Raw genomic sequence first — 25968 nt, 5'->3', positions numbered from 1 at the left:
CTCGCTGCCCGGCCCGGGCACGGCCACGACACCCACGACATCCGACATACTTTCTGAGGAGTTTTCCATGGCCGACTACATCATCGCCATCGACCAGGGGACAACGAGTTCCCGAGCCATCATCTTCGACAAGTCCGGGTCGATCATCTCGACCGGCCAACTCGAGCACGAGCAGATCTTCCCGAAAGCCGGCTGGGTGGAGCACGACCCCGCCGAGATCTGGAACAACACCCGTGAGGTCATCGGACAGGCGCTCTCGAAGGCCAATCTGACGAGGCACGACATCGCGGCCGTGGGCATCACCAACCAGCGCGAGACGGCCGTCGTGTGGGACAAGAACACCGGCAAACCGGTCTACAACGCCATTGTCTGGCAGGACACCCGCACACAGCCCATCGTCGACCGCCTCGCGGCGGACGGCGGAGTCGAGCGGTTCAAACCCCAGGTCGGGCTGCCGCTTGCGACGTATTTCGCCGGCACGAAGATCGTCTGGATCCTCGAGAACGTCGACGGGGCGCGCGAGAAGGCCGAAGCCGGAGACCTGCTCTTCGGAACGACGGACACCTGGGTGCTCTGGAACCTCACGGGCGGCACAGACGGCGGCATCCACGTCACAGACGTGACGAACGCGAGCCGAACCCTGTTCATGGACCTCGAGACCCTGCAGTGGGACGACGAGATCCTCGGCATCTTCGACGTTCCGCGCTCGATGCTGCCCGAGATCAAGTCGTCGAGCGAGGTGTACGGCCACGCACACAGTTCGAGCCTTCTGCGCGAAACGCCGATCGCCGGCATCCTGGGCGATCAGCAGGCGGCGACATTCGGTCAGGCCGCCTTCGAGACCGGGGAATCGAAGAACACCTACGGCACCGGAAACTTCTTGATCTTCAACACCGGTGAAGAGATCGTGCACTCCAAGAACGGGCTGCTCACCACACTCGGCTACAAGCTCGGCGACAACCCGCCGCACTATGCGCTCGAGGGGTCGATCGCCGTGACCGGATCGCTGATCCAGTGGCTGCGGGACAACCTCGGCCTGATCAACTCCGCTCCAGAGGTCGAGAAGCTCGCCACAACCGTCGACGACAACGGCGGTGTGTACTTCGTGCCGGCCTTCTCTGGTCTGTTCGCGCCGTACTGGCGGCCGGATGCCCGTGGGGCGATCGTCGGGCTCACACGCTTCGTCAACAAGGGGCACATCGCCCGGGCGGCTCTCGAGGCGACGGCGTTCCAGACCCGCGAGGTTCTCGATGCGGTCAACGCCGACTCCGGTGAAGACCTCTCGGTGCTGAAGGTCGACGGCGGAATGGTCGCGAACGATGCCCTGATGCAGTTCCAGGCAGACATCCTCGACGTGCCGGTCGTCCGACCGGTGGTCTCAGAGACCACAGCACTCGGTGCGGCGTATGCGGCGGGCCTCGCCGTCGGCTTCTGGGCGAACCTCGACGAGCTGCGCGCGAACTGGCAGGAAGACAAGCGGTGGGAGCCGTCGATGGACGCGGACGAACGCGACCGTCAGCTGCGCCTGTGGAAGAAGGCCGTCACAAAGTCGTTCGACTGGGTCGACGAAGACGTGAGCTGAGCCGCTGCCCTCGCGGCACAAGAGGGTGAAAGAGTCACGAGGCTAGGACGAAATCGGTCATTTCGTCCTAGCCTCGTGACTTTTGCCTTTTGTGACGCTGACGTGTGCCTTCTGTGACGCACGGTGAGCTGGGGGTCTGGGCTGGGGCTCCCGCCGGTGTGCACAACGTCGGAAGATTGCGCGTTTCGTCGCGTATCTGCGCGGGATCGGCGTGATATGCGCATATTCCCCCGACGGTGTGCACGTGGCCGGAGGCGCGGCGGGGCATGGCCCAGCCCGGCGGAGCGTGAGACGTGCGGACAGTGGCCGAGCCGCATCCTGCGGACCAGGGCAGTACAGCTACGCCCGGCGGAGCAGCCCAACCCGGTCGTAGACAGCGGAGAGGGTCTCGTCGGCAACGGCATCGGCCTTCGCCGCGTTGACGGCGAGCACACGGTCGAGCTCGGCCGGATCGTCGAGCAGTTCGAGAGCCCTCTCTCGAACCGGTGTGAGCTCTCCGGTCACAACCGTGGCGAGATCCTTTTTGAAATCGCCGTAGCCGCGCCCCGCATACTCGTCGGTGAGCTGTGCGACGGACCGGCCCGAGAGCGCCGAATAGATCGTGAGCAGGTTCGAGACGCCCGGCTTGTTCTCGCGGTCGTACGCCACCACACCCTCTGTGTCTGTGACGGCGCGCATGATCTTCTTGGCGGTGATCGACGGCTCATCGAGCAGTGACAGCACACCCGCAGCAGACTCCGCGGACTTCGACATCTTCGACGTCGGGTTCTGCAGGTCATAGACACGGGCCGTGCCCTTCTGGATCACCGGCTTCGGCAGTGTGAAGGTGTCGCCGAACCGGGAGTTGAACCGCTCCGCGAGGTCACGGGTGAGCTCGACGTGCTGCTTCTGGTCGTCGCCGACCGGCACGATCTCGGTCTGGTAGAGCAGGATGTCGGCGGCCATCAGCACCGGATACGCGAACAGGCCGACGGTTGTGGCATCCGCCCCGTACCTGACCGACTTGTCTTTGAACTGTGTCATCCGGCTGGCCTCGCCGAAGCCGGTGATGGTGTTGAGGATCCAGGCGAGCTCGGCGTGCGCGCGAACGTGCGACTGCACGTAGAGCGTCGACCGCGACGGCTCGATGCCCGCCGCGATGTACTGTGCGGCTGTGCGCCTGGTCTTCTCGCGCAGTTCTTGCGGGTCTTGCGCGACGGTGATGGCGTGCAGGTCGACCACGGAGAAGAACGCGTCGTGCGACTGCTGCAGCTCTTTCCACTGCAGCAGGGCTCCGATGTAATTGCCGGCGTGCAGCGAGTCCGCCGACGGTTGCATACCCGAATAGAGACGGGGTTTTGTCATGGTGTGTCCAAAGAGGTCGTGTGTCACACGTGCGAGCGCCGCAAACCGGCGCCGACGAAAGGGAGAAGGGTTCAGATGGCGTAGTCGACGACAACAGGCGCATGGTCCGACCATCGCTGGTCGTATGACGCCGCACGATCGATTGTGTAGTTCGTCACGCGTTCCGCGAGCTGCGGGGTGACGACGTGGTAGTCGATGCGCCAGCCGGTGTCGTTGTCGAACGCCTGGCCGCGCTGCGACCACCAGGTGTACGGCCCCTCGACCTCGCCGGCCCAGCGACGACCGACGTCGACCCAGCCCAGGCCTGGCCCTGTCGTTCCGTCGACGCCCTCGACCGTCTCGCCCTCCGGGCCGAAGAACCGGTCGAAGTACGCTCGCTCGCGCGGCAGGAAGCCGGAGGTCTTGCGGTTGCCGCGCCAGTTCTTGATGTCGAGCTCACGGTGACCGACGTTGAGGTCGCCCAGGACGACCGCGAGCTCGGAGTGCGTGCGGAGCTCGGGGAGGCGTGCGGTCATCGCGTCGAGGAACCTGTACTTCTCGATCATCTTCGGCTCGTCATCGGCGACCCCCGAATGCACGTAGGTCGACACGACGGTGACGACAGAACCGTCGACCTCGTAGTCGGCCTCGAGCCAGCGGCCGGCGCTGTCGAAGTCGGGGTCGCCCAGATCAACACGGTGGATCGACGCCTTCGACCGGCTCGCCAGCGCCACCCCTGCCCGGCCTTTCGCAGTGGCGGGATCGTGCAGGATGTCCCATTCGGAGCCGAGCAGGTTCTCGAGGTCTTCTGTGGACGCCCGAACCTCTTGCAGTGCGAGGATGTCGACGTCTCGCCCCTCGAGCCAGTCGCCCATGCCCTTGCGGAATGCGGCACGCACCCCGTTGACGTTGACAGAGGCGATGCGAAGGCGGGTTGTCATGATTCCAGTCTAGGATGCCGCGCCGACACGTGAGCAAAGCGCCGGCGGCGCGCGAAATCCGCTCTCACCATCCACAGCTCACCGGCTCCGCTCATGGGGCGCGCCTGGCCGCATGTTCGGCGCGGCGCAGACGACGGCGGGCGACGAACCTGTGGAGTCCGCGGGCGGAGGCGTAGTCGGCCGCAGCGTCGTCGAGGTCGGCCTCGACGACGATGCGCCTCGCTTCTTCGAGACGTGCGAGCAGCTCAGCCTCTGTCGGCGCCAGCAGTTGCACGTTCCTGTCTTTCAAGCGCACGGCGATCCACGACGCAGAGAACAGGATGACCCGGCTCACCAGGTTGAACCACAGCAACAGCCCGATGAACACGGCGAAGGTCGCGAGCAGCGGGTTTCGGCTGGCCCCGGCGATGACGGCGCTCGACGCGACGCTGAGCAACGACAACGCAATGCCTCCGAGTCCGGCACCGACCCGCAGGTCCCGCCAGGGGATCGGGATGTTGGACAGGATCCGGAACATCGTCCCGAGCGCCACCACGTCGATCAGCACGGCGAGCACGAGCCCGGTGGTGCGTGTGCCGATCTCGCCCCAGAGCGAGTCGAGGCCGAGGCCGGTCAGATCGAGCACCCAGCTGAGGGCGGCGGTGCTGATGATGCTGACCACGGCTGAGGCCAGCAGAAGCAGCCCGAGCCCGAGCGCGAGCAGCAGATCCGAGGCCTTCTGCAGAAGGTAGGGCCGCGGATCGGGGGGCAGGCTGAAAATGGTGCGCACGGCCTGGCGTGTGTAGTACAACCAGGCGATCAGGGTCCAGAGCAGGCTGACCAGCGAGATCACACCCGTCCAGCCGAAGAAACCGCTCCGGCTGAGCATGGCGGGATCGATGAGACCGTGCTCGCCGATGAGGCCGGGAACAACCCGGTCGATGATGACGATGAGCGCCTCGACGAGGTCGTCGCTCGACGTCACCCAGACTCCCGCAATCGAAAAACCGACGAAGACCGCGGCGAAGACAGCGAAAAGCGCCTGAAAGCTCATGCCGGCCGCGAGAAGGTTCCCGTCGGCGTCGAGGTACTGCCTGAGCACGCGGTATGGCCGCCATCGGATCACCCTGTCTGCTGTCGCAGCCGCTGTCGTCGCCGGAGCCGCGAGGCGTCGGAGCAGGGCGTTGTCGCTCTCGCGCAGCCGTCTGGTGAATGCCGGTGCACTGTCGCTTCCACCGGCCGGGGCATCCGTTCGAGTGATGCGCCCTGTGCCGTGCCCGTCTGCCCCCACCACGTTCACAGACTATCGATCGGCGGCGTGAACAGGGCCGAGAATTCGCGGCCGATGCTCGCGAGGGGGCAGAATGAGAGGTGAGACGACATAACCCAGAGGTATGGGACCGGCTCGCACCACTCGAATTGCGACCACGGCAATGCAATCACGCGCAGGGGCACGGTTAATGAGAGCACACACAGCGCACGGCACCGGTGCCGTGGCGACGGCGAGGAACACTGCCGTGCGCGGCAGCTATCGGTACACACTCGGCTCTGAGGGCGCACCCTGGTTCCTGATCGCCGGCGAGAGCGTCGTCGTCGCCCTGCGGCCACCTGTCGATCCCGGGCTCGTCGACACCCTGTGGGCTCTCGTCAGACGCGGTTCGGCGACGCTCGACGACGTGCTGCGCGACATCCCGGATCCGTCGCTTCAGCCGGGGGAGCCCGTCGCGTTCTCTGTCATCGAGCGCACGGCAGATCGCGCACACGTGTTCGTGCATGGGTCGGCTGTCGTCGATGTGGGAACGGCAGAGGGCTGGCAGCGCGTCGCGACCCGGGGTGCGCACCCCTGGCGGCGCGAAGAGGTGACCGAGGCCACAAGGTTCTCGGTGGGCGACCTCGAGAACACGGCGGGCGGCACGGCATCCGGTGTGTCGTTCGCTCTCGGCAGCGGCGTCGTCGTCGCAGACAGGCTCGACTGGGCAGCGGATGCCCGCACGACGTCGCCGCCGGGCGTCGCCGGAGAAGGTGAGCGCGTCGAGGCCCCGCAGCCGCCCGCGTCGCGTGCGGATCACCCGAGCGCGGACCACCCGAGCGCAGACCGACCGAGCGCAGGGACTCCGGCTCGCGAGGCATCTGGCCTGATCGGACCGCCACCGGCGGCAGAACCACTGGCATCGCCGGACGAACGGGCACCCGCACCGGGCACAACGGCGCCCGGCATCCCGGCGCCGGCGCCCGCAGCGCCGCTCACCCACTCACCCGCGCCGTCCAGCCCGCCTGCGGCCAGCGAGCTGTCACAGGCCGACATGGAAACGGTCATCAGAAGGCGCAAGCCGTCGGCACCTGCCCATGACGACTCGCTGCTGAGGCACGATGGCGAAACCGTGCTCCGGCGCGACATCGAGCCGCCGATCGAAGACGAAACGGTTCTGAGGCAGAGACCGTTCGTGCCGGACGACCCGCAGACGGTGCTCTACGGGTTCCGCATCAACGGCGGGCAGGCGTATCCCCTCGACGCTGTGCATTACTTCGGCCGCAACCCCCGGCAGCCACGCATTCCGTTGCCGGATCCGTCGCGGCTCGTGCCTGTCGTCTCGGCGTCGAAGTCCGTGTCGGCGACGCACCTCGAGGTCAAGCAGGTCGGCGACGCGATCGTCGCGACGGACCTCAGATCCACGAATGGAACGAGCGTGATCCTGCCGGGCAAGCACTGGCAGCGGCTGAGGGCGGGAGAGACGATAGTCGTCGTTCCCGGAACGTTCATCGACATCGGCGACGGCAACGTGATCGAGATACTGCCCCCCTGGCCTGGGGTATAACCGCATCACCAGCGTCGCCTCCGGCACCGTAGAATTGTCGCGCGGCCGGGGGGCCGCACGACGATCACACGAGAAGCATCACACACGACACAGAGGGGGAGAACGTGGCACGACGACTGCCTTCGCAGCCGCCCACCCTTCCCGGTTTCTCGTTCGTGCGCGTGCTCGGCTCAGGCGGGTTCGCCGACGTGTTCCTTTATGAGCAGAACAGCCCGAGGCGTCAGGTCGCCATCAAGGTCATGCTCGCCGAATACGTGAACAACGAGGTCAGGGACATGTTCCAGGCCGAGGCCGATCTCATGGCCCAACTGAGCGCGCACCCGTCGATCCTGACCGTCTATCAGTCCGGGATCGCTGCCGACGGCCGCCCGTACCTCGTGATGGAGCTCTGCTCGGCGTCGATCGGTCACGAGTACCGCGAGAGACCTCTTCCGGTCGCGGATGTCTTGCGCATCGGCATCAAGATCGCCAGCGCCACAGAGATGGCTCACCGCTCGGGGGTGCTGCACCGAGACATCAAACCGTCGAATATTCTGATGACGGCATACGGCAACCCGGTGCTGAGCGACTTCGGCATCGCCGGACGCGTCGGCGAGACCCAGATCGATGAGTCACTCGGAATGTCGATTCCGTGGTCGTCTCCGGAGGTGCTGAACAATCAGACGAACGGCACCGTGCAGAGCGAGATCTGGGCGCTCGCCGCGACGCTCTATTCGTTTCTTGCCGGGCGTTCCCCGTTCGAGATCCCCTGGCAGAGCAACCGCTCAGCCGACCTGATCTCGCGCATCATGAAGGGCAAACCGCAGCCCATCGACAGGACAGATGTTCCCGAGCAGCTCGAGCTCGTGCTCCTCAGATGCATGTCGCGTCGGCCGGAGGCGCGTCCGCAGTCCGCCATGGAGTTCATCCATGCGCTCCAGACCGTTGAATCGGAACTCGGATACACGCCGACACAACCGGATGTCGCCGTCGACGTGTGGGCGACAGCCGCTGTCGACGACCCCGGCGATCGCACGAGGGTGAGCCCGGTGCGCACCGTCGATCCGGGTCGACGGCGCCGACGCGCGGCGAAGGAGCCCGCTGCAGGGGCCGACCAGACCGTGAAGCGCCAGGGAAGGGACCTCGGCCCGACGCCGCTGAGCGACAGGAGCGCTCCGGCCGTCGCCACGCCGCACAGCCGAACCTTCGTCGCCGTCATCCTCGCCTGTTCGGTGCTTGTGCTCGCCCTCGCGATCACCACCATCGTTGTTCTCACCCGGTCCGGAGCGTCTGCCGAGATACCGAAGGTCGCCAACGTGCAGGCCGAGGTGGCCGACGGATCCGTGGTGTTTAGCTGGGCAGACCCCGGTGTCGAGGCCGATGACACCTATCAGATCCGAACGTCGGACGGCGAGACGAGCATCCAGCGGTCGACGGAGTTCACCGTGACGGCAGAAGCGGGAGAGAACGTCTGCGTCACAGTGGCCGTCAACAGGAACGGCTCTGTCGGAGACCCGAGCAGCGAGAAGTGCATGATCGCCCCGGAGGGCTCCGGCTGATGATCGTGGTCTGGCTGCGCAGGTATCGGTCCGCGATCGCCACCGTCACGAGCGGCATGGTGGTCGCAGCTCTCGTCGTCACCGTCGCCGTGGTCTCGGCGGGCTATCGAGCGCAGCGCATCGATCTGGGGGACGCCGCGGTCTGGGTGGCGAATGAGGCCAGGCAGGCCATCGGGCGTGCCAACACCGAAGTGCTCGAGCTGAACACGGCCGTCGAGTCGGCGTCGACGCGGATCGACGTGCTGCAGGACGGCGCGAACGTGCTTCTGGTCGACCACGGCAGCAGCTCGATCGACATCGTCGACCCGGCTACGGCGACCATCGTCGAGACGGCGCCGATGCCGTCGGGCGAGGTCGAGGTCTCGCTCGCCGGCAGCCGGGTGACGATGGCGGCGGGGGGCGACCTCTGGTTCTCGTCCGTTGAGGACCTCGGCGACTTCAACGCCGACACCGACCCGGCTCTTTCGCTGGGCGACGATGCCGTGACGGCCGTCAGCCCTGACGGCGATGTCTTCGTCTTCTCGCCCGAGACCTCAGAGGTGTCGAAGATCGCTACCGACGAAGACGTCGTCAGCCAGACGAGCAGGGTCGACCTCGGCGAAGACGACGGCCTCGGGGCGTCACTCACCGTCATCGGCGACACCTGGGCGCTGCTGAGCGATGACACGGTGCACACAGCTGGCGCATCGACCTCGCTGAAGGGCGTCAACGGCGCCGTGCTCGAACAGCCGCGCACACGAGGCTCCACGGTGCTCGTCGCTCACGATTCCGGACTGCTTCGCGTACCGCTCTCCGGGGGCGATGCGAGCGTCGTCTCTGAGAACCCCACGGGCGAGCCCGCCAGGCCGGTGACGGTCGGCGACTGCGCGTTCGCCGCCTGGGCAGACGGCTCTGTGGTGCGCAGCTGTGCGGGTGAAGACCCTGAGAACAGCACCATCGAGACATCCGGCCTGGCACGGCCGGTGTTCGCCGTGAACAGCGGCAACGTTCTGCTCAACGATGCCGTCACCGGGGCGTCGTGGGCCGTGCAGCGGAGCAACGAGCTCATCGACAACTGGGACGATCTGATCGATGTCGTCGAAGACGAGCAAGAGGTCGAAGAGAACGACGAAGACATTCCGCCGGAGTACGAGCAGACGCAGGAGCCACCCGTGGCCATTGCGGACGAGTTCGGGGCGCGACCGGGGAAGACATCGACGCTCCCGGTGCTGCTGAACGACTACGACCCGAACGGCGACGTGCTCGCCGTGACCCAGCTCACCGCGCTTCCCGAGGCGATCGGAAGCCTTGAGCTCATCAACAACGACCAGCAGGTGCAGGTGCGGCTCCAGCCGACGGCCACCGGTCAGTTCACCTTCGACTACACGATCACCGACGGCAGGGGAGGCTCGGCGACAGCCGCTGTCACCGTGACCGTGCGGCAGCCGGGTGAGAACTCCGCACCGGTTCAGATGCGTCAGACGAAGGCGACGGTGGTGCAGGGAGGCCGCCTGACGATGCAGGTGCTCGGCGACTGGATCGATCCGGACAGCGATCCGTTCTATCTCACCGAGGCATCCGTGCCGGCACCGGACAACTCACAGTTCAAGCCGGACGGCACGGTCATCTTCACAGACGCCGGTCAGGGCGGGGACGTCAAGGACGTCGGCCTGGCTGTGTCTGACGGCATGGCGACGGGCAACGGGGTCTTCGCCGTGACCGTCAAACCCACCGGCGAGGTGCCGATCGACGCTGAGCCGTTCATGATGACGACGAACGCGGGCGAAGAGATCCTCGTCGAGCCGCTCGATCACGTTCGCGGCGGATCGGCACCACTGAGGCTTGTCAACGTGCAGGCGACGGACAAAGCGACGATCACACCCGATTACGGCGGCGGCACCTTCCGTTTCTCGAGCACCACCATCGGTTCGCACAACCTCGAGTACTCGGTGACAGACGGAGTCGACACGGCGACGGGAGTCGTCCGGATCGATGTGAAAGAGCCTGCAGAGGTCGGGGCGAAGCCGATCACGGTGCCTCACAGCGCGTTCATCGAGGAACGCAGCAGCAAGGTCGTCGACGTGCTCGCCGGTGATCGCGATCCGTCTGGCGGTGTGCTCGTCGTTACCGGCACCTATAACGTGCCGCCCGAGTCCGGCGTGCGCGTCGAGATCATCGAGCAGCGGATGCTGCGGATCACCCTGACGCGCCCGCTCGACGGACCGGTCTCGTTCACCTACAGCGTCTCGAACGGTGTCGCAGAGGCAGAGGGCACGGTGACCGTCATCGAGATCCCGACGCCGGCGAAACGCCAGCCTCCCGTCGCATACCCTGACACCGTTTCTGTGCGCGTCGGCGACGCCATCGACATCCCGGTGCTTCGGAACGACACCCACCCGAACGGCGACCCTCTCGCCCTCGATCCGGAACTCACCTCGAACGTCCCGGCGAACGGCGGTCTGCTCTTCGTCTCTGGCACCGTGTTGCGCTATCTGGCGCCGGACAAACCCGGCGACTACACGGCTGTGTACCGCACCGTCGCTCCAGACGGCCAGTGGGCCGATGCCGAGCTGCGCATCAACGTGCGTGAGGTGGATGCCGCGTCGAACGCGCCACCCATCCCTCTGACGGTGACCGCCAGAGTGCTCAGCGGCGAGTCCGTGCGCATCACCATCCCGCTCTCGGGAATCGACCCGGACGGCGACTCCGTGCAGCTCATCGGGCAGGCGTCCAATCCAGAGAAGGGCTCGGTGATCGACGCGGGCTCAGACTATTTCGACTACGAGGCCGGCGCCTATTCCACGGGGACGGACACCTTCACCTATACGGTCGTCGATGCTCTTGGAAAACAGGCGACCGGCACCGTGCGCGTGGGCATCAGCCCCAAGCTCGACGGCTCTCGCAACCCGATAGCCGTCGAAGACGAAGTAGTGGTGCGGCCGGGGCGAACGGTCTCTGTGCAGGTGCTCCTCAACGATTCAGACCCGGACGGCGGTGCGCTCGCGATCAGCTCGATCGAAGCGACCACTGAGGGCGCAGAGGCCGAGATCGACGGAGACATCGTCAGGATCACCGTTCCAGAGGGAAACGGGCGATACGGGTTCATCTACGAGATCCGCAACAAGTGGGGCGGCACGAGCTCGAACTTCATCACCGTCATCGCACGCGAAGACGCACCGCTCTCGCGCCCGATCGCGCGTGACGCCGTGCTGGCGCTCGACGACATCCTCGACCGCGACTCCGTTGACGTGAACGTGCTCTCGGGCGTCTTCTTCGCCGACGGCCCTGTGTCGAGCCTCGACCTCTCGATCCCCGCCGGTTATTCAGAGAACGCGTCCGTGACCGCGAACAACCGGGTGCGGGTGCGTATTGTCGACGAGTCCCAGATCATCCCGTTCGACGTCGCTCATCCCGACGACCCCGCCATCACCGCGACCGCCTTCATCTGGGTGCCGGGGCGCGACGATGCGCTTCCGCAGGTGCGCGCGGGCGTCAAACGCATCAGCGTGGTGAGCGAGGACTCGGTCACGATCGAGCTCGAGGACTACGTGGTGGCGGCAGACGGCAAGGCCGTTCGGCTGACGGATGCCGCGAACGTCAGGGCAACGCATGCCAACGGCGCCGACCTCGTTGTGGACTCGAACACCCTCTCGTTCACCAGCGCAGACCAGTACTTCGGCCCCGCATCGATCTCGTTCGAGGTGACCGACGGCACGAGTGCGGACGACCCGGACGGACGGAAAGCGACTCTCGTGCTGCCCATAGACGTGACGCCGCGCGAGAACCAGCCTCCGGTGTTCCAGGGCGGAAGCATCGATCTGGAGCCCGGGCAGGAGAAGAGCATCGAGCTGGTCAGGCTCACGACGTATCCCTATGCAGACGACCTCGACGAGCTGACGTACTCGATCCTCGACCCGAAACCCGCGGGCTTCAGCGCACGCATCGACGGTCAGACCCTCGTCATCAAGGCGTCGGATACCCTCAAGAAGGGCAAGAGCTCGCGCGTTCTCATCGGTGTGAAAGATGCGATCAACGACGGAACCTCCGGGGGCATCGGCTTGCTCGCCGTGCCGTCGACGAGGCCGCTCGCGGTGCCGGCCACCGACAGCGCGGTCGTCGAGCGCGGCGAGACGACGACCATCGACGTGCTCGCCAACGACGGCGCGACGAACCCGTTCCCGACCGCGCCCCTGCGAGTCGTGAGCGTTCGTGGCCTCGACGGTGGAGGCCTTCCCGCCGGTGTGACGATCACACCGAACAGCACGAACAGCAAGCTCGCCGTCTCGGTCTCCGCCGACGCCGCAGCCGCGGACGCCGTGCTGCAGTACCAGGTCGCCGACGCGACGGACGACCCCGATCGCTATGCATGGGGCACCGTGCGGATCTCGGTGCAGGACCGCCCTGAGCCGGTCACCGGGGTGCGGGTGACTGGATTCGCTGATCGCTCCATCTCGCTGAGCTGGGCGGCTGGAGGATTCAACAATTCACCGATCGAGGGGTACACCGTGACGCTGACCGGAGGTGGCGGCGTTGTGGGAACAACATCGTGCCCCTCTACGACATGTTCTGTTCCCACCCCTGGAAACGGCTCCGACAACAAGGTCCGCGTTCAGGTGACAGCGAAGAACGGGATCGGAGACTCAGACGCGGCGACTTTTGCTGAACCTGTCTGGTCAGACATCATTCCCGCAAAGGCAACCGAGCTCAACGCAGCACCGCTTGACGGCGGACTTCGGATTTCCTGGGCTCGCGTTCCGACCCCCGGCCACGGTTCGCCCGTCAGCTCGTACGTTGTCACCGTCAACGGGAACCAGATCGGGAACCCGAGTTGCGACGGGGCCCGCTGCACCGTGGAGACGCATGGTCTGCCGAACGGTTCGGAGGCCAAAATCCAGGTGTCCGCAAGAAACGATGCGTATCCGGCACTCGCCGTCTGGAACTGGGCGGACGGCGGAGGGACACCCTTCGGTGCTCCGCGTGCGGGCGGTATCAGGGTCAGCTCGGACGCCGAGGCAGGAACGGCAACTGTCAACTGGGACGCATTCGAAGGGCGGGGCGACGGCATCGCCGGCTACTTCGTTCAGCTTCTGAACTCTGCGGCGACGCCGAGCGGTGCACAGGCCTGCTCAGTGAGTTCTCCAGCACCCGGCACCGTGAAGGCTCCGTCTAGCGGAGGGAATGTCATCGAGACCGCCGCCGTCGGTGGTACCTCTCACACCTTCAAAAATCTCACGGGAGACGACACAACCTATTCATTCGTCGTCTGGGGATACAATCGCGCCGGGTGTGCTGTCACCGGGGTGGCGAGCGAGAACGTGCGGCCACGGCCGGGACCGGTGACCGCGATAAACGGCGAGATGCAGAATATCGAGGCGGGAACCGTCTGGGACTACTACGTCTCTAGCGTGAGCCCTGGGGGATACACATACGAGATAAGGGCTCCTGGCGGTGCATGGCAATCCTTCAGCGGCTCTGGGTACCCGCGGCAAATTCTGTCGCTCAGCTATGGGCAACCGGTGTCGTTCGAGGTCAGGGCCTGCAACGTCAAAGGAATATTCAAACTGTGCGGAGAGCCGCTTGCCCAGACAGCATCGCGAGCGTCGGTGACGCTCGCGATGACCGGCGTCGAGTACGATCCCGAGACCGGAGTGATCAGTTGGCTGACAGGACCACAAAACGGTGCACTGGTCGCCAGCTATTCCTGCAAGTCCGAGGAATCCCCGACTGTCGGGCACACCGTGGGGTCGAACTCCTGCACATTAAGCTCGCCGGTCGAGGGCAAGGTGAAACTGCTCGTCACCGTCGACGGGCGCAGCCGCGAAATTACTCTTCCATGACAGGTCGCACGGCACAGATAACGGCCCTATGAAAGGCGCACACGAATGACAATGACAGCGGAACAGGCGAGCTGGTTCGCCGACGTCACCGAGAGCATCGTCGACAACGTCGAGCAGGTGCTCCTCGGCAAGAACCACGTGATCAGGCTCGCCGTGGTGTCGATGCTGTCCCGTGGTCATCTGCTGCTCGAAGACGTGCCGGGCACGGGCAAGACCTCTCTCGCGCGCGCTCTCGCCGAGAGCATCGACGGCACATCGAACCGTGTGCAGTTCACACCGGATCTGCTCCCCGGCGATATCACGGGCGTCTCGATCTACGACCAGCGCAGCGGTGCATTCGACTTTCACCACGGCCCGATCTTCGCGAACGTGGTGCTTGCCGATGAGATCAACCGCGCGAGTCCGAAGACGCAGTCGGCGCTGCTCGAGGTGATGGAAGAAGGGCACGTCACGGTCGACGGCGTGTCTCACCCCGTCGGCGCGCCGTTTATGGTGATCGCCACCCAGAACCCGATCGAGCAGGCAGGCACCTACCGCCTTCCAGAGGCACAGCTCGACAGGTTCCTAATGCGCACCTCGATCGGATATCCGGATCACCAGACGACCATCCGCATCCTCGAAGAGTCAGAGAACGCCGCTGCCGTCCGTGTGCCGCCGATCGTTCCCGCGTCGACCATCACCGAGATGATCGCCGTGGCGACGACGGTGTATGCAGACGCCACCATCAACGACTACGTCGCCAGACTCGTCGACGCCACGCGCACCGCGAGCGAGGTCACGCTCGGCGCGAGCGTTCGCGGTGCGCTCGCGCTGATCCGTGCCTCGAAGACCTTCGCCGCGGCATCCGGCCGCGCCTTCGTCACGCCAGACGACGTCAAGTCGCTCGCCGAGCCCGTGCTCGCCCACCGCCTGGTGCTCGACGCAGAGGCCGAGTTCGACGGTGTGACAGCCTCGAGCGTGATCTCGAAGGTGCTCATCGAGGCGGCGCCCCCCGTCGATGCCGTTGCAGCGAGGCCCTGAGGCCGATGGCGGGCACACGAGCACCACGCGGCGACACAGGCCGCACCACGCGTTCTGACGCCACGGCCGGTCAGACGCAGCTCGACAACGCCCGCACGAGGCTCGTCGGCACGAGAGAGGGAGTTCTCGCCGACTCCGTCGTCTTCGTCGCACGCGTCGCCCGGCAGGTCGCCGCGGTCGCGCGTGTCTGGTGGGCTGTGCTCACCGACGTCATCACCCCACTCGGGTGGGGAATCGCGCTCGGCGTCGTCGCCGCGTTCGTCGTCGGCTACGGCTTCGCCTGGTCCGAGCTCGTCGCGATTGCGTGGGCCGGGCTGATCGTCGTCGCCGCCGCCGTGCTGTTCCTGATCGGGCGCACCGTGCACGAGGCGAACCTCGGGATGCCCGTGAACCGTGTGACCGTCGGCGAGACGGCTGTCGGGCAGATCACCGTGCGCAACCCGACGAAGCGGCTGCTGGGGGGTGCGCGCGTCGAGGTGCCCGTGGGCGAGGGGCGCGCCGACTTTCAGGTGCCCGTGCTCTCGGCGGGTTCGGAGTACGAGGACGTCTTCAGTGTTCCCGCCCTGCATCGCGGTGTGATCACCGTCGGGCCGGCACGCACTGTCCGGGCAGACCCGATCGGGCTCGTGCGCCGTGAGCGCGAGTGGGAGACGAGCGTCGACCTGTTCGTGCACCCGCAGACGATCTCGATCCCCAGCATGAGCTCGGGGTTCGTCCGTGACCTCGAGGGAAACCCGACGCGGGATCTCACCTCGAGCGACATCTCGTTCCACGCGCTCCGCGAGTACGTGCCAGGCGACGAGCGCAGGAACATCCACTGGAAGAGCACGGCGAAGACCGGGCAGCACATGGTCCGGCAGTTCGAGCAGACGAGACGCAGCCATCTGATGGTGGCGCTCAGCCTGTTCGAGGGCGATTACCTGAACGACGACGAGTTCGAGATGGCCGTGAGCGCAGCCGGCTCCCTCGGTGTGCGGGCGATCCGGGATGCGCGCACGGTCACGGTGGCCGTCAGCGAGTCCACACCGGAGTTCGCCCGAAAGCGCGTGCTCGCGATGCGTTCGCTCGCCGCGGTCAGTCCCACGCGCCTGCTCGACGACCTGAGCCGCGTCGACACCTCGTCTCGCGCACTCGGCATCGCCGACCTCGCTCGGGTGGCCGCAGACTCCGTGGCGGGCATCTCGCTCGCCTTTCTCGTCTGCGGATCGACGCCGACGGGGTCGATGCTCCGGCAGGCCTCGCAACACTTTCCCGCCGGTGTCGAAGCGGTTGCGATCGTGTGCGATCCCGAGATCACCCCGAGCGTCAAACGTGCGGGTGCACTCACCGTGATCACCATCGGGTTCCTCGACGACCTGAGGAACTCCCTGATGCGAGCGGCGGCATGAGCGGCGTGGGCCTGGGCTCCGTCGCGGCTCCGACGGGCTCGGCAGGGGGGCGGATGGCGTCACGGACCGACCATCGCACACACGGCAGGCATCCGGGCGCCGTCATCACCACGACCCTGTTCGCGCTCGTGGCGATCGCCGTCGCCGCAGCTGTCTGGTGGCCGATCTACCAGAGCCCCCAGTTCGTTGTGATGGCCGTGGTGTCCGCGGGCCTCGCCGCGATCATCGCGGCGCTCGGAACCCTCTTCAGATGGCCGGGCATCCTCACCGTCGCCGTTCTCATCGTGACCTACCTCGCCGCGGGGGTGCAACTCGCCGTGCCGAATCAGGCCGCCGCAGCTGTGCTGCCCACCTGGCCGGGCTTTCTCGCGCTGCTCGAGGGCTCCACCTTCGGCTTCAAGCAACTCGTCACGATCGTCACACCCGTCGGATCGTTCGAAAGCCTGCTCGCGCCGGCGATGCTCTCGATCGTCGTCACAACCGCGGCGACCGTGTCGATCGCAACCCGGCTCCGGCACTCGGCCGTCGCCGGCATCCCGCCGTTCCTGCTCGCGGCACTCGGCATCGCCCTCGGCAGAAGCACCGAATGGTGGTCTGTGGCGCTCGGCGTCGCCCTGATCGTGGTCACGCTGATCTGGCTGGTGTGGATGCGCGTGAGCCGTGAGCGACACCGGGAGCGTCGCCACGGTGCGGCCGTCGGCAGTGTGCGGTCGTCGTCACGGGAACGACGCAGGTCTGCACTCGTCACCCTCGCCGGGGCTTCGGTGATCATCGCCTCCGCGGCGTTCGGGGGAGCAGCACTCGCCTCTGTGGCGCCACCGTCGTCGGAGCGCGACGTCATCCGCACCCACATCGAGAAGCCGTTCGATCCGCGGGCCTATTCGAGTCCGCTCGCCGCCTTCAGGGCATACCTGCAACCCGAGAACGCCGACGAACCACTGCTCACGGTGTCTGGGCTGCCCGACGACAAGCGCGTGCGGATCGCCGCCCTCGACACCTGGGACGGCGTGGTGTTCTCCGTCGGGAGCGCCGAGCATAAAAGCGCCTCGGGAACCTTCACCCGCGTGCCGTATCGGCTCGAGCAGCCGGCACAGGGTGAATCCGTCACCCTCGACGTGACCGTCGAGGGATACAGCGGGGTGTGGGTGCCCGGGATCGGGCAGCTCGCCGAGATGTCGTTCTCGGGCGGCAATCGGGCGGCACTGACGAGCGAGTTCTTCTACAACGACAACAGCGCGACCTCCGCGGTGCTCGCTGGCCTCAGCGCCGGCGACGGGTACCGCGAGACGTCAGTGGTCGTTCCCGTTCCCACCCTGCAGGAGCTCGCCGGCATCAGCCCAGCGGCGACCTCGCTGCCGACGTTCGAAGAGCCGCCGGCAGAGATGCTCGACCAGCTCGAGGTCTGGACCGGTGACGTCGACGGCGCCGGCGAGAAACTCGTGGCCATGATCGAGGCCCTCAGAGCAGAGGGATACATCAGCCACGGAGTCTCTGACGACGAGCCGGTGAGCAGGTCAGGGCACGGTTCCGACCGCCTGTCTGAGCTGTTCACCGAGAAGCCGATGCTCGGCGACCAGGAACAGTATGCGGTCGCTGCCGCGCTGATGGCGCGTGAACTCGGGTTTCCTGCGCGAGTGGTCATGGGCTTCATTCCCGGAGGCGCCGCCGGCGCCGGGGGAGAAGCCGGGGCAGAGGCGGGGGCAGGCGGGACGTCTGCGGAAGATCCCGTCACGTTCACCGGGTCAGACGTGCACGCCTGGATCGAGGTGCAGGACGACTCCGGACGCTGGCTGACCGTCGACCCGACTCCTCCCGTGCGCGAGATTCCCGAGAAGCAGCCAGAGGACCCGACGACCGTCGCGAGACCGCAGACCGTCGTCGAGCCTCCGCTCGAAGAAGAAGAACACGAGGCCGAGCAGAGTCACCCCGATACCACGGAAGACGACGAGCAGCCAGAGGAAGACCCGCTGCTCAAGTTGCTGTTGCTGATCGCGCAGGTGCTCGCCTGGGTCGTCGTCGTGACCGCGATCGTCGCCGCGCCGTTCCTCGTGGTGATCGCTGCGAAGGTCAGGCGGCGCTCGCTCCGCCGGACGAGACCCGATCCCGCCGACCGCATCAGGGGCGGTTGGCAGGAGTTCAGAGACGCCGCCGTCGACCACGGTGTCGAGCCACCGCCGTCTGCCACCAGGCGGGAGACCGCGGCAGCCGTCGGCGGGAATCGGGCGCTCGCGCTGGCATCCGTTGCCGACCGGGCGACGTTCTCGCTCGAACGACCGAGCCACGAAGACGCCGACCGCGTCTGGATCGCGGTCGACGACCTGCGGCGCTCGTTCGACTCGGGCCGCACCCGGCGCGAGAAGCTGCGCGCCGCCGTGTCGTTGCGGTCGCTGTCTGCTGGCCGCTCGCGCAGGCGCCCGCCGCGCGAGGAGTGAAGCTGACCGGCGGTTCACCACGCGCTACACATGTTGCGACGCGCGCCCCTAGCTCGGGTAGCGCGTCACAAAAGAAAGCGCGCGTGGCGCCTTCGCGCCGCAGCGCCTACGGCTTGCCGCGCATGATCGCCTGCTTGACCTCGGCGATCGCCTGCGTCACCTGGATGCCGCGGGGGCAGGCCTCGGTGCAGTTGAACGTGGTGCGGCAACGCCACACGCCCTCTTTGTCGTTGAGGATGTCGAGGCGCACCTTGGCCTCGTCGTCGCGGGAGTCGAAGATGAAGCGGTGGGCGTTGACGATGGCGGCCGGGCCGAAGTACTGCCCGTCGGTCCAGAACACCGGGCACGACGACGTGCACGCGGCGCAGAGTATGCACTTGGTGGTGTCGTCGAAGCGGGCGCGGTCCGCAACAGACTGCACACGTTCCTTGCCGGCGCCGGGCTTCGTCTTCGCCTGCAGGAACGGCTGCACCTCACGGTACGACGCGAAGAACGGCTCCATGTCGACGACGAGATCCTTCTCGAGCGGAAGGCCTTTGATCGCCTCGACATAGATCGGCTTCGAGATGTCGAGATCCTTGATCAGGGTTTTGCACGCGAGACGGTTGCGACCGTTGATGCGCATGGCGTCCGACCCGCAGATGCCGTGCGCGCACGAACGACGGAACGTGAGCGATCCGTCCTGCTCCCACTTGATCTTGTGCAGGGCGTCGAGGATGCGATCGGTGGCATACATCTCGACGTCGTAGTCGACCCACTTGGGCTCGTCGTCGAGCTCCGGGTTGTAACGACGGATCAGCAGCGTGACGGTGAACGATTCGATGGCGTCGCTCTCGGCCGGCGCGTTTTCGAGGGTGGCTGTCGACATGACTAGTACTTCCTCTCCATCGGCTGGTAGTTCGTGATGACCACGGGCTTCCAATCGAGTTTGATGTGGTCCTCTGCCGTCGACGAGTGAGGGTCGCCGGTGAGGTAGGCCATCGTGTGCTTCATGTAGGTCTCGTCGTCGCGCTTGGGGTAGTCGTCGCGCATGTGCCCGCCACGGCTTTCTTTGCGGTTGCGGGCGGAATAGACCACGACCTCGGCGAGGTCGAGCAGGAACCCGAGCTCGACGGCCTCGAGCAGGTCGGTGTTGAAGCGCTTGCCCTTGTCCTGCACCGAGATGTTGCGGTAACGATCCCGCAGCTCGTGGATGGTCTGCGTGACGAGCCCGAGGGACTCGTCTGTGCGGAACACCTGGGCGTTCCGGTCCATCTGGTCCTGCAGCTCTTTGCGCAGCGTCGCGATGTTCTCGGTGCCGCCGGCGTTTCGGATGCCCTCGATCATGTTTCGCACGCTGGCGGCGGGATCCTCTGGCAGGGGCAGCCAGTCGGCGGTCTTGACGTATTCGACGGCGTTGTTGCCCGCGCGCTTGCCGAACACGTTGATGTCGAGCAGCGAGTTCGTGCCGAGCCGGTTCGAGCCGTGCACAGAGACGCACGCACACTCGCCCGCCGCATACAGGCCGGGCACAACGGTTGTGTTGTCGCGCAGAACCTCTGCCTTGACGTTGGTCGGGATGCCGCCCATCGCGTAGTGCGCCGTCGGCATCACGGGAACGGGCTCGGTGACCGGGTCGACGCCGAGATAGGTGCGGGCGAACTCGGTGATGTCGGGGAGCTTGGTCTCGAGGACCTCTGCGCCCAGGTGTGTGCAGTCGAGGTACACGTAGTCCTTGTTCGGGCCGGCGCCGCGGCCCTCTGCGACCTCTTGCACCATACAACGTGCGACGATGTCGCGCGGCGCGAGGTCCTTGATGGTCGGCGCGTAGCGCTCCATGAACCGCTCGCCTGAGGCGTTGCGCAGGATCGCTCCCTCGCCGCGTGCACCCTCGGTGAGGAGGATGCCGAGGCCGGCAAGGCCTGTCGGGTGGAACTGGAAGAACTCCATGTCTTCGAGCGGAAGACGCTTGCGCCAGATGATGCCGACGCCGTCGCCGGTGAGGGTGTGGGCGTTGGATGTCGTCTTGTAGATCTTGCCGAAGCCGCCCGTGGCGAAGATGATGGCCTTCGAATGGAAGACGTGCAGGTCACCCGTGGACAGCTCGTATGCGACGACGCCGGCGGGCTGGTCGACACCGTCGACGTTGCTCATCACCACGTCGAGCACATAGAACTCGTTGAAGAAGTTGATGCCGAGCCTGACGCAGTTCTGGAACAGCGTCTGCAGGATCATGTGCCCGGTGCGGTCAGCCGCATAGCACGCGCGCCGGACCGGCGACTTGCCGTGGTCCCTCGTATGCCCGCCGAAGCGACGCTGGTCGATCTTGCCCTCGGGTGTTCGGTTGAACGGCAGGCCCATGTTCTCGAGGTCGATGACCGCGTCGATTGCCTCTTTGGCCAGGATCTCGGCGGCATCCTGATCGACCAGATAGTCGCCGCCCTTGACGGTGTCGAAGGTGTGCCATTCCCAGCTGTCCTCTTCGACGTTCGCGAGGGCTGCGGCCATGCCGCCCTGTGCCGCCCCCGTGTGGGACCGGGTGGGATAGAGCTTCGAGATCACAGCGGTCTTCGCGCCGGGGCCGGCTTCGATCGCGGCCCGCATGCCGGCGCCGCCTGCGCCGACGATCACGACGTCGAACTGGTGGTAGTGGACTCCGTCGATGATTGTCGAGTCCGAGGTGGCGTCAGTCACAGAGTCAGTCACAGAGGCATCCGTCTTTTCACGCGTGGGGGTTTAGTTGCAGAACGAGGGGAGGAGGTGTGCCTGGTCCGGGCTCACGACCGGGCACGGGTCGAAGGTGAAGACGACGAGGGTGCCGAGCACGATGAGAACGACGACGGCGGCGAGGATGGCGACCTTCAGGATGCTCCTGATCGTCGTGCCGCGCGCGTAGTCGTTGACGAGGGTGCGCATGCCGTTGCCGCCGTGGATCAGCGCGAGCCAGAGCATCGCGGCATCCCACCACTGCCAGAAGGGATCCGCCCACTTGCCGGCGACGAAGCCGAAGTCGATGGCGCTGACGCCTTCGCCGACGATCAGGTTCACGAACAGGTGGCCGAAGATCAGCACAACGAGAACGACGCCGGAGGCTCGCATGTAGATCCAGCCCCATTTCTCCCAGTTCACGCCCTTCTTGCGTGCGGGGTGAATCGGGGAGCGAGGAGCTTCGATGGTTGCAGACATGTCTTCTCCTCTCAGTGACCGAACACGTTGATCAGGTGGCGGGGTGTGAAGCCGAGCATCGTGATCGTCCAGAGGGCGATGACGATCCAGAACATCAGCGTCTGGTAACGCGTGCCCTTCGACCAGAAGTCGATGAGGATGATGCGCAGGCCGTTGAAGGCGTGGAAGGCGATGGCCCCGACGAGCGCGACCTCACCCAGGCCCATGATCGGGGTCTGGTAGGTGCTGATCACCGCGTTGTACGCCTCTGGCGAGACACGCACGAGCGCGGTGTCGAGAATATGCACGAGCAGGAAGAAGAAGATCGCGACACCGGTGATGCGGTGGAGCACCCACGACCACATGCCTTCGCGGCCACGGTACAGAGTCCCCGCGGGGCGGGGCGATGTCGTTGTGGACGGATCTGGTGCCCGTGACGGCGTTGGCGGAGTTCCTGCAGTCTTCACTGACACGAACGGGCCCTCCCTGGTCGAAGCTTTCGCCTGGTCGAAGCTTTCGGCCGCCGTTGGCGGCCGTGCGTCGCGCCGGCGCGTGCCTCCAGTCTATGGCGAGAGGCAGACGCATGTCCCGTAAGGCATGCCTAAGTATCTTGACGTCGAGAGATTTCCCGTGCCTGCTTGTCTGCTCGCGGCCCCCTGTCTGCTCGCGGCCCCTCTCTGTGACCTTTGCGGACGAGTGTGCTCGTTACGCCGGCCACCTACGTCCGCAAAGGTCACAGAGAGGGGTGCGACTCGCGAGCCCGGCTACCCTGGAGACATGTCCAGTGCTCTTGAGCGTTTCTACAGTGTGATCCCGGCGGGTGGCATCGGTTCCAGGCTCTGGCCGCTCTCGCGCGCAGACGCCCCCAAGTTTCTGCACGACCTCACCGGCTCGGGCAGCACACTGCTCCGCAGCACCTGGGATCGCCTCGCCCCGCTGTCTGGCGACCAGCGCATCATGGTCGTCACCGGTCGCGCGCACCGCCGGGCGGTCGAGGAGCAGCTGCCAGACCTCAAGGACCACAACGTTGTGCTCGAGAGCGAGCCGCGAGAGTCGACGGCGGCCATCTGCCTGGCCGCGGCGATCCTGGCCACACGCGAACCGGATGTCATCATCGGCTCGTTCGCCGCCGATCACGTGATCAGGGGAGACCGGCTGTTCCGAGCCGCCGTGGTGCAGGCCGTGCACACCGCAGAGGCGGGCTACATCACCACGATCGGCATTCAGCCGACAGAGCCCGCCATCGCTTTCGGATACATCCGCTCCGGAGCGGCACTCAGCGTGCCGGCGGCAGACCAGGCGATGCTCGTCGATTCGTTCGTCGAGAAACCGGACCTCAAAACGGCCAAGCGATACCTGTCCGCGGGGGACTACCTCTGGAACGCCGGAATGTTCATCTCGCGCGCGGACGTGCTGCTCTCCGAACTCGAACGAAATCGCCCCGAGCTGCACGCGAGGGTGGTCGAACTGGCATCCGTCTGGGACGACCCCGCCACCAGGGGCCCGGCCGTCGACCGCATCTGGCCCGACCTCGAGAAGGTCGCCATCGACTATGCGATCGCCGAGCCCGCGGCGGCTGCCGGTCGGCTCGCCGTTGTGCCGGGCCTCTTCGACTGGGACGACGTCGGAGACTTCGCGTCGCTGGCCAAGCTGAACTCCGGTGGGCGCCAGACCGACCTGGCGATCCTCGGCGAGAACGCCAGGGTGCTGGCAGACGCGTCGAGCGGCATCGTGGTCAGCCACAGCAATCGGGTGATCAGCCTCATCGGCGTGAAGAACATCGTGGTCGTCGACACCCCGGATGCCCTGCTGGTGACGACGAGCGAGAACGCGCAACGGGTGAAGAGCGTCGTCGACGCCCTCAAGCTCTCTGGGCGCGGAGACGTTCTCTAACGGGGCGTTCCGTGAAAAACGGGGGCGTTCTGTGACAACGGAGACGGTTCCGCAGAGAGGCGTCGTGTGCACCGCGAGGCAGGCCGGTGTCTCGCGCGGATGTGGCATCGAACGCCGGAGTCGCACCGCCCGCGTTCCGACCGACCTGCCCGGTGTCGCGGCGGAACGACACTGGACAACGTGGCGTGAACCGCCTATGCTTGTCGATCGTGAAGTTGTGACGCCGTCATCCTGCTCGCGTCCGAGGCGCATCCGCCCGGCGAGCTCCATGACAGGCGCACCTTCCAGCTCCGTACCCCGACAGGGTGCGTGCTCTGTGCGCCTGTGCTTCGACCGAAGGCGTTCTTCGTGCACTCATCATCGAACACAGTCACTCATTCCCGCGCGATCTTCTCCGTAACCGGGGCGCCGGCCGGCGCGGGCTTCGGCACCGGGGCGCCCGTCGAGCATCTCAGGGTCGACGGCGTCTCGCGTTCCTTCGGCGACCGCCGGGTGCTGACCGACGTTTCGTTCACCGTGCCCGCGGGCAACCGCATCGGGCTGATCGGCGAGAACGGTGCGGGCAAATCGACGCTGCTGCGGATCGTGGCCGGCGCGGACGAGGCGGATGCGGGGACCGTTGTGCGCCCTCTGCGCACGGGCATCCTCTGGCAGGAGATGCAGCATACGCCAACTGCCACCGTCCGGCATCTGCTCGAGACCTCGCTCACGGAGGTCCGTGCGATCGAAGCCGAGCTGACGGATGCCGCGACAGGCCTCGCCGACGGCAGCTCGGCATCCGCTCGCCGGTACCAGGCCGCTCTCGATGCAGCGGAACGGGCGGACATCTGGTCGGCCGAGGCCAGGCGAGACACGATTCTGGCCGGGTTGTCGATCGACGAGATCCCGATGGAACGTGAGCTCGGCGAACTGAGCGGCGGGCAGCGGTCGCGCTTCGCGCTCGCCGCACTGCTCGTCGCGAGGCCGACGGCCCTGCTGCTCGATGAGCCGACGAACCACCTCGATGATCGCTCCGTCGTCTTTTTGCGCGAGCACCTGCTCGGCTGGAAGGGCCCGGTGCTCTTCGCCAGTCACGACCGTGCGTTTCTCGACGAGGTCGCGACCGGTCTCATCGATCTGGACCCCACCAGGAGCACTGCCGGAAGCACTGCCGGATCGCGAGGTGTGAGCGTCTTCGGCGGCACGTTCACCGAATATCTCGCCGAGAAGGCGCAGGAGCGTGAACGCTGGCAGGCGCAGTACGAGGCGGAGCAGCGCGAACTCGACGCGCTCACGCACGCTGTCGATGTGACGGCGAGGTCGATTCAGGTGCGCGATCGCGCACCGCGCGACAACGACAAGTTCATCGGGGTGTTCAAGGGCGCACGAGTCGACGCGCAGATCAGCCGCAGAGTGAAGAATGCGCGTGGCCGCCTCGACGAGCTGCGTGAGAACCAGGTGCGCAAGCCGCCAGCGCCGCTGAGCTTCGCGGGGATCCCTCCTGGCTCGCAGATGCTCGACGAGGGGATGCTGCTGCAGCTCACCGATGCGAGAGTGAACGGAAGGCTCGCTCTCGACAGGCTGAGCGTCGAGCCTGCCACGCGGCTGCTCGTCACCGGGGCGAACGGCGCCGGAAAGTCGACGCTGCTCTGTGCGCTCGCCGGAACCGTGCCGTTGGACGGGGGTTCCATTCGTCGTCGCCGCGGGCTGCGGGTCGCGCTGCTCGAGCAGGACGTCAGGTATCCGGAGCCCTCAGAGACACCACATACGATCTATGAGCGTGTGCTCGGCCCGAAACGGTCGGAGCAGGTTCCGCTCACGACCCTCGGCCTGATCGCGCGGCGTGACGCGGACAGGCCGGTCGGGATGCTGTCGATCGGGCAGCAGCGCAGGCTCGCCCTCGCGCTCATCATCGCCAGGCCTCCGCACGTCTTCCTGCTCGACGAGCCGACGAACCACCTGTCGCTCTCACTCGCGACGGAGCTCGAGAAAGCCCTCGGCACATATCCGGGAGCCGTGCTCGTCGCGAGCCACGACAGGTGGCTGCGACGCCGGTGGCAGGGCGAGGTGCTCGCGCTCTGAGCGGTCGGCTGTGAGAAAGGGCCGGCTGTAAGCGG

The 25968-nt window shown here is 66.3% G+C and carries 16 protein-coding genes; 9 read left to right on the top strand and 7 right to left on the bottom strand.

Features of this window, described 5'->3' with window-relative positions:
- Positions 1-67: 67 nt before the first annotated feature.
- Complete coding sequence (gene glpK / locus ACYVF5_RS03730; protein ID WP_460943475.1) at positions 68-1582, top strand: glycerol kinase GlpK; 1515 nt, start codon at positions 68-70, stop codon at positions 1580-1582.
- A 339-nt stretch (positions 1583-1921) separates the two neighbouring features.
- Here the strand turns inward: glpK and trpS are convergent, their stop codons facing one another.
- The 3 genes from trpS to ACYVF5_RS03715 form a co-directional block, all read right to left on the bottom strand.
- Complete coding sequence (trpS, locus tag ACYVF5_RS03725; RefSeq protein ID WP_460943473.1) at positions 1922-2926, bottom strand: tryptophan--tRNA ligase; 1005 nt, start codon at positions 2924-2926, stop codon at positions 1922-1924.
- 71 nt (positions 2927-2997) lie between these two features.
- Positions 2998-3846 (bottom strand): exodeoxyribonuclease III, encoded by an 849-nt coding sequence (locus ACYVF5_RS03720; RefSeq protein ID WP_460943471.1) that lies wholly within the window; start codon positions 3844-3846, stop codon positions 2998-3000.
- A gap of 91 nt (positions 3847-3937) precedes the next feature.
- The gene (locus ACYVF5_RS03715) at positions 3938-5119 is read right to left on the bottom strand and encodes a YihY/virulence factor BrkB family protein (protein WP_460943469.1); all 1182 of its coding nucleotides are present in this window, start codon (positions 5117-5119) and stop codon (positions 3938-3940) included.
- Between the two features lie 166 nt (positions 5120-5285).
- Here ACYVF5_RS03715 and ACYVF5_RS03710 point away from each other — a divergent pair, with 166 nt between their 5' ends.
- The 6 genes from ACYVF5_RS03710 to ACYVF5_RS03685 all read left to right on the top strand — a co-directional run bounded on the left by ACYVF5_RS03710 (position 5286) and on the right by ACYVF5_RS03685 (position 18835).
- Entirely contained in the window at positions 5286-6641 is a 1356-nt protein-coding gene (locus tag ACYVF5_RS03710; protein WP_460943467.1) for an FHA domain-containing protein, read from the top strand.
- 104 nt (positions 6642-6745) lie between these two features.
- On the top strand, positions 6746-8179 hold the full coding sequence (locus ACYVF5_RS03705; RefSeq protein WP_460943465.1) for a serine/threonine-protein kinase: 1434 nt from the start codon (positions 6746-6748) through the stop codon (positions 8177-8179).
- Positions 8149-13995 (top strand): Ig-like domain-containing protein, encoded by a 5847-nt coding sequence (locus ACYVF5_RS03700; protein WP_460943464.1) that lies wholly within the window; start codon positions 8149-8151, stop codon positions 13993-13995. The genes ACYVF5_RS03705 and ACYVF5_RS03700 overlap by 31 nt, the downstream gene beginning before the upstream one ends.
- 45 nt (positions 13996-14040) lie before the next feature.
- A complete protein-coding gene (locus ACYVF5_RS03695) occupies positions 14041-15015 on the top strand; it encodes an AAA family ATPase (RefSeq protein ID WP_460943462.1) in 975 nt (324 codons plus the stop codon).
- A 5-nt stretch (positions 15016-15020) separates the two neighbouring features.
- Entirely contained in the window at positions 15021-16403 is a 1383-nt protein-coding gene (locus ACYVF5_RS03690) for a DUF58 domain-containing protein (RefSeq protein WP_460943460.1), read from the top strand.
- Complete coding sequence (locus ACYVF5_RS03685; protein WP_460943458.1) at positions 16400-18835, top strand: transglutaminase-like domain-containing protein; 2436 nt, start codon at positions 16400-16402, stop codon at positions 18833-18835. The genes ACYVF5_RS03690 and ACYVF5_RS03685 overlap by 4 nt, the downstream gene beginning before the upstream one ends.
- A gap of 106 nt (positions 18836-18941) precedes the next feature.
- On the opposite strand, the gene ACYVF5_RS03680 is transcribed toward ACYVF5_RS03685, so the two are convergent.
- The 4 genes from ACYVF5_RS03680 to sdhC are packed head-to-tail and all read right to left on the bottom strand — an operon-like array spanning position 18942 to position 22452.
- Complete coding sequence (locus ACYVF5_RS03680) at positions 18942-19703, bottom strand: succinate dehydrogenase iron-sulfur subunit (RefSeq protein WP_460943456.1); 762 nt, start codon at positions 19701-19703, stop codon at positions 18942-18944.
- A gap of 2 nt (positions 19704-19705) precedes the next feature.
- Complete coding sequence (gene sdhA / locus ACYVF5_RS03675; RefSeq protein WP_460943454.1) at positions 19706-21508, bottom strand: succinate dehydrogenase flavoprotein subunit; 1803 nt, start codon at positions 21506-21508, stop codon at positions 19706-19708.
- Between the two features lie 42 nt (positions 21509-21550).
- Positions 21551-22000, bottom strand: coding sequence for a succinate dehydrogenase hydrophobic membrane anchor subunit (locus ACYVF5_RS03670; protein WP_460943452.1), 450 nt, complete (start codon positions 21998-22000; stop codon positions 21551-21553).
- Positions 22001-22011: 11 nt separating this feature from the next.
- Positions 22012-22452, bottom strand: coding sequence for a succinate dehydrogenase, cytochrome b556 subunit (gene sdhC / locus ACYVF5_RS03665; RefSeq protein ID WP_460943450.1), 441 nt, complete (start codon positions 22450-22452; stop codon positions 22012-22014).
- A 304-nt stretch (positions 22453-22756) separates the two neighbouring features.
- Between sdhC and ACYVF5_RS03660 the strand changes: the two genes are divergently transcribed.
- Together ACYVF5_RS03660 and ACYVF5_RS03655 are read left to right on the top strand one after the other, a co-directional pair.
- On the top strand, positions 22757-23872 hold the full coding sequence (locus ACYVF5_RS03660) for a mannose-1-phosphate guanylyltransferase (RefSeq protein ID WP_460943448.1): 1116 nt from the start codon (positions 22757-22759) through the stop codon (positions 23870-23872).
- A gap of 348 nt (positions 23873-24220) precedes the next feature.
- A complete protein-coding gene (locus ACYVF5_RS03655; protein ID WP_460943446.1) occupies positions 24221-25933 on the top strand; it encodes an ABC-F family ATP-binding cassette domain-containing protein in 1713 nt (570 codons plus the stop codon).
- Positions 25934-25968: the final 35 nt, after the last annotated feature.

This window comes from Okibacterium endophyticum (assembly GCF_054780075.1).
The sequence above is the reverse complement of the archived record's forward strand: the minus strand, read 5'-3'. Positions and strand labels throughout refer to the sequence as shown.

Coding starts and splice junctions, on each gene's coding strand:
- ACYVF5_RS03690 (WP_460943460.1), top strand. CDS start 15,021: ATGGCGGGCACACGAGCACCACGCGGCGACACAGGCCGCACCACGCGT.
- trpS (WP_460943473.1), bottom strand. CDS start 2,926: ATGACAAAACCCCGTCTCTATTCGGGTATGCAACCGTCGGCGGACTCG.
- ACYVF5_RS03680 (WP_460943456.1), bottom strand. CDS start 19,703: ATGTCGACAGCCACCCTCGAAAACGCGCCGGCCGAGAGCGACGCCATC.
- ACYVF5_RS03695 (WP_460943462.1), top strand. CDS start 14,041: ATGACAATGACAGCGGAACAGGCGAGCTGGTTCGCCGACGTCACCGAG.
- ACYVF5_RS03710 (WP_460943467.1), top strand. CDS start 5,286: ATGAGAGCACACACAGCGCACGGCACCGGTGCCGTGGCGACGGCGAGG.
- ACYVF5_RS03720 (WP_460943471.1), bottom strand. CDS start 3,846: ATGACAACCCGCCTTCGCATCGCCTCTGTCAACGTCAACGGGGTGCGT.
- ACYVF5_RS03670 (WP_460943452.1), bottom strand. CDS start 22,000: ATGTCTGCAACCATCGAAGCTCCTCGCTCCCCGATTCACCCCGCACGC.
- ACYVF5_RS03660 (WP_460943448.1), top strand. CDS start 22,757: ATGTCCAGTGCTCTTGAGCGTTTCTACAGTGTGATCCCGGCGGGTGGC.
- glpK (WP_460943475.1), top strand. CDS start 68: ATGGCCGACTACATCATCGCCATCGACCAGGGGACAACGAGTTCCCGA.
- ACYVF5_RS03685 (WP_460943458.1), top strand. CDS start 16,400: ATGAGCGGCGTGGGCCTGGGCTCCGTCGCGGCTCCGACGGGCTCGGCA.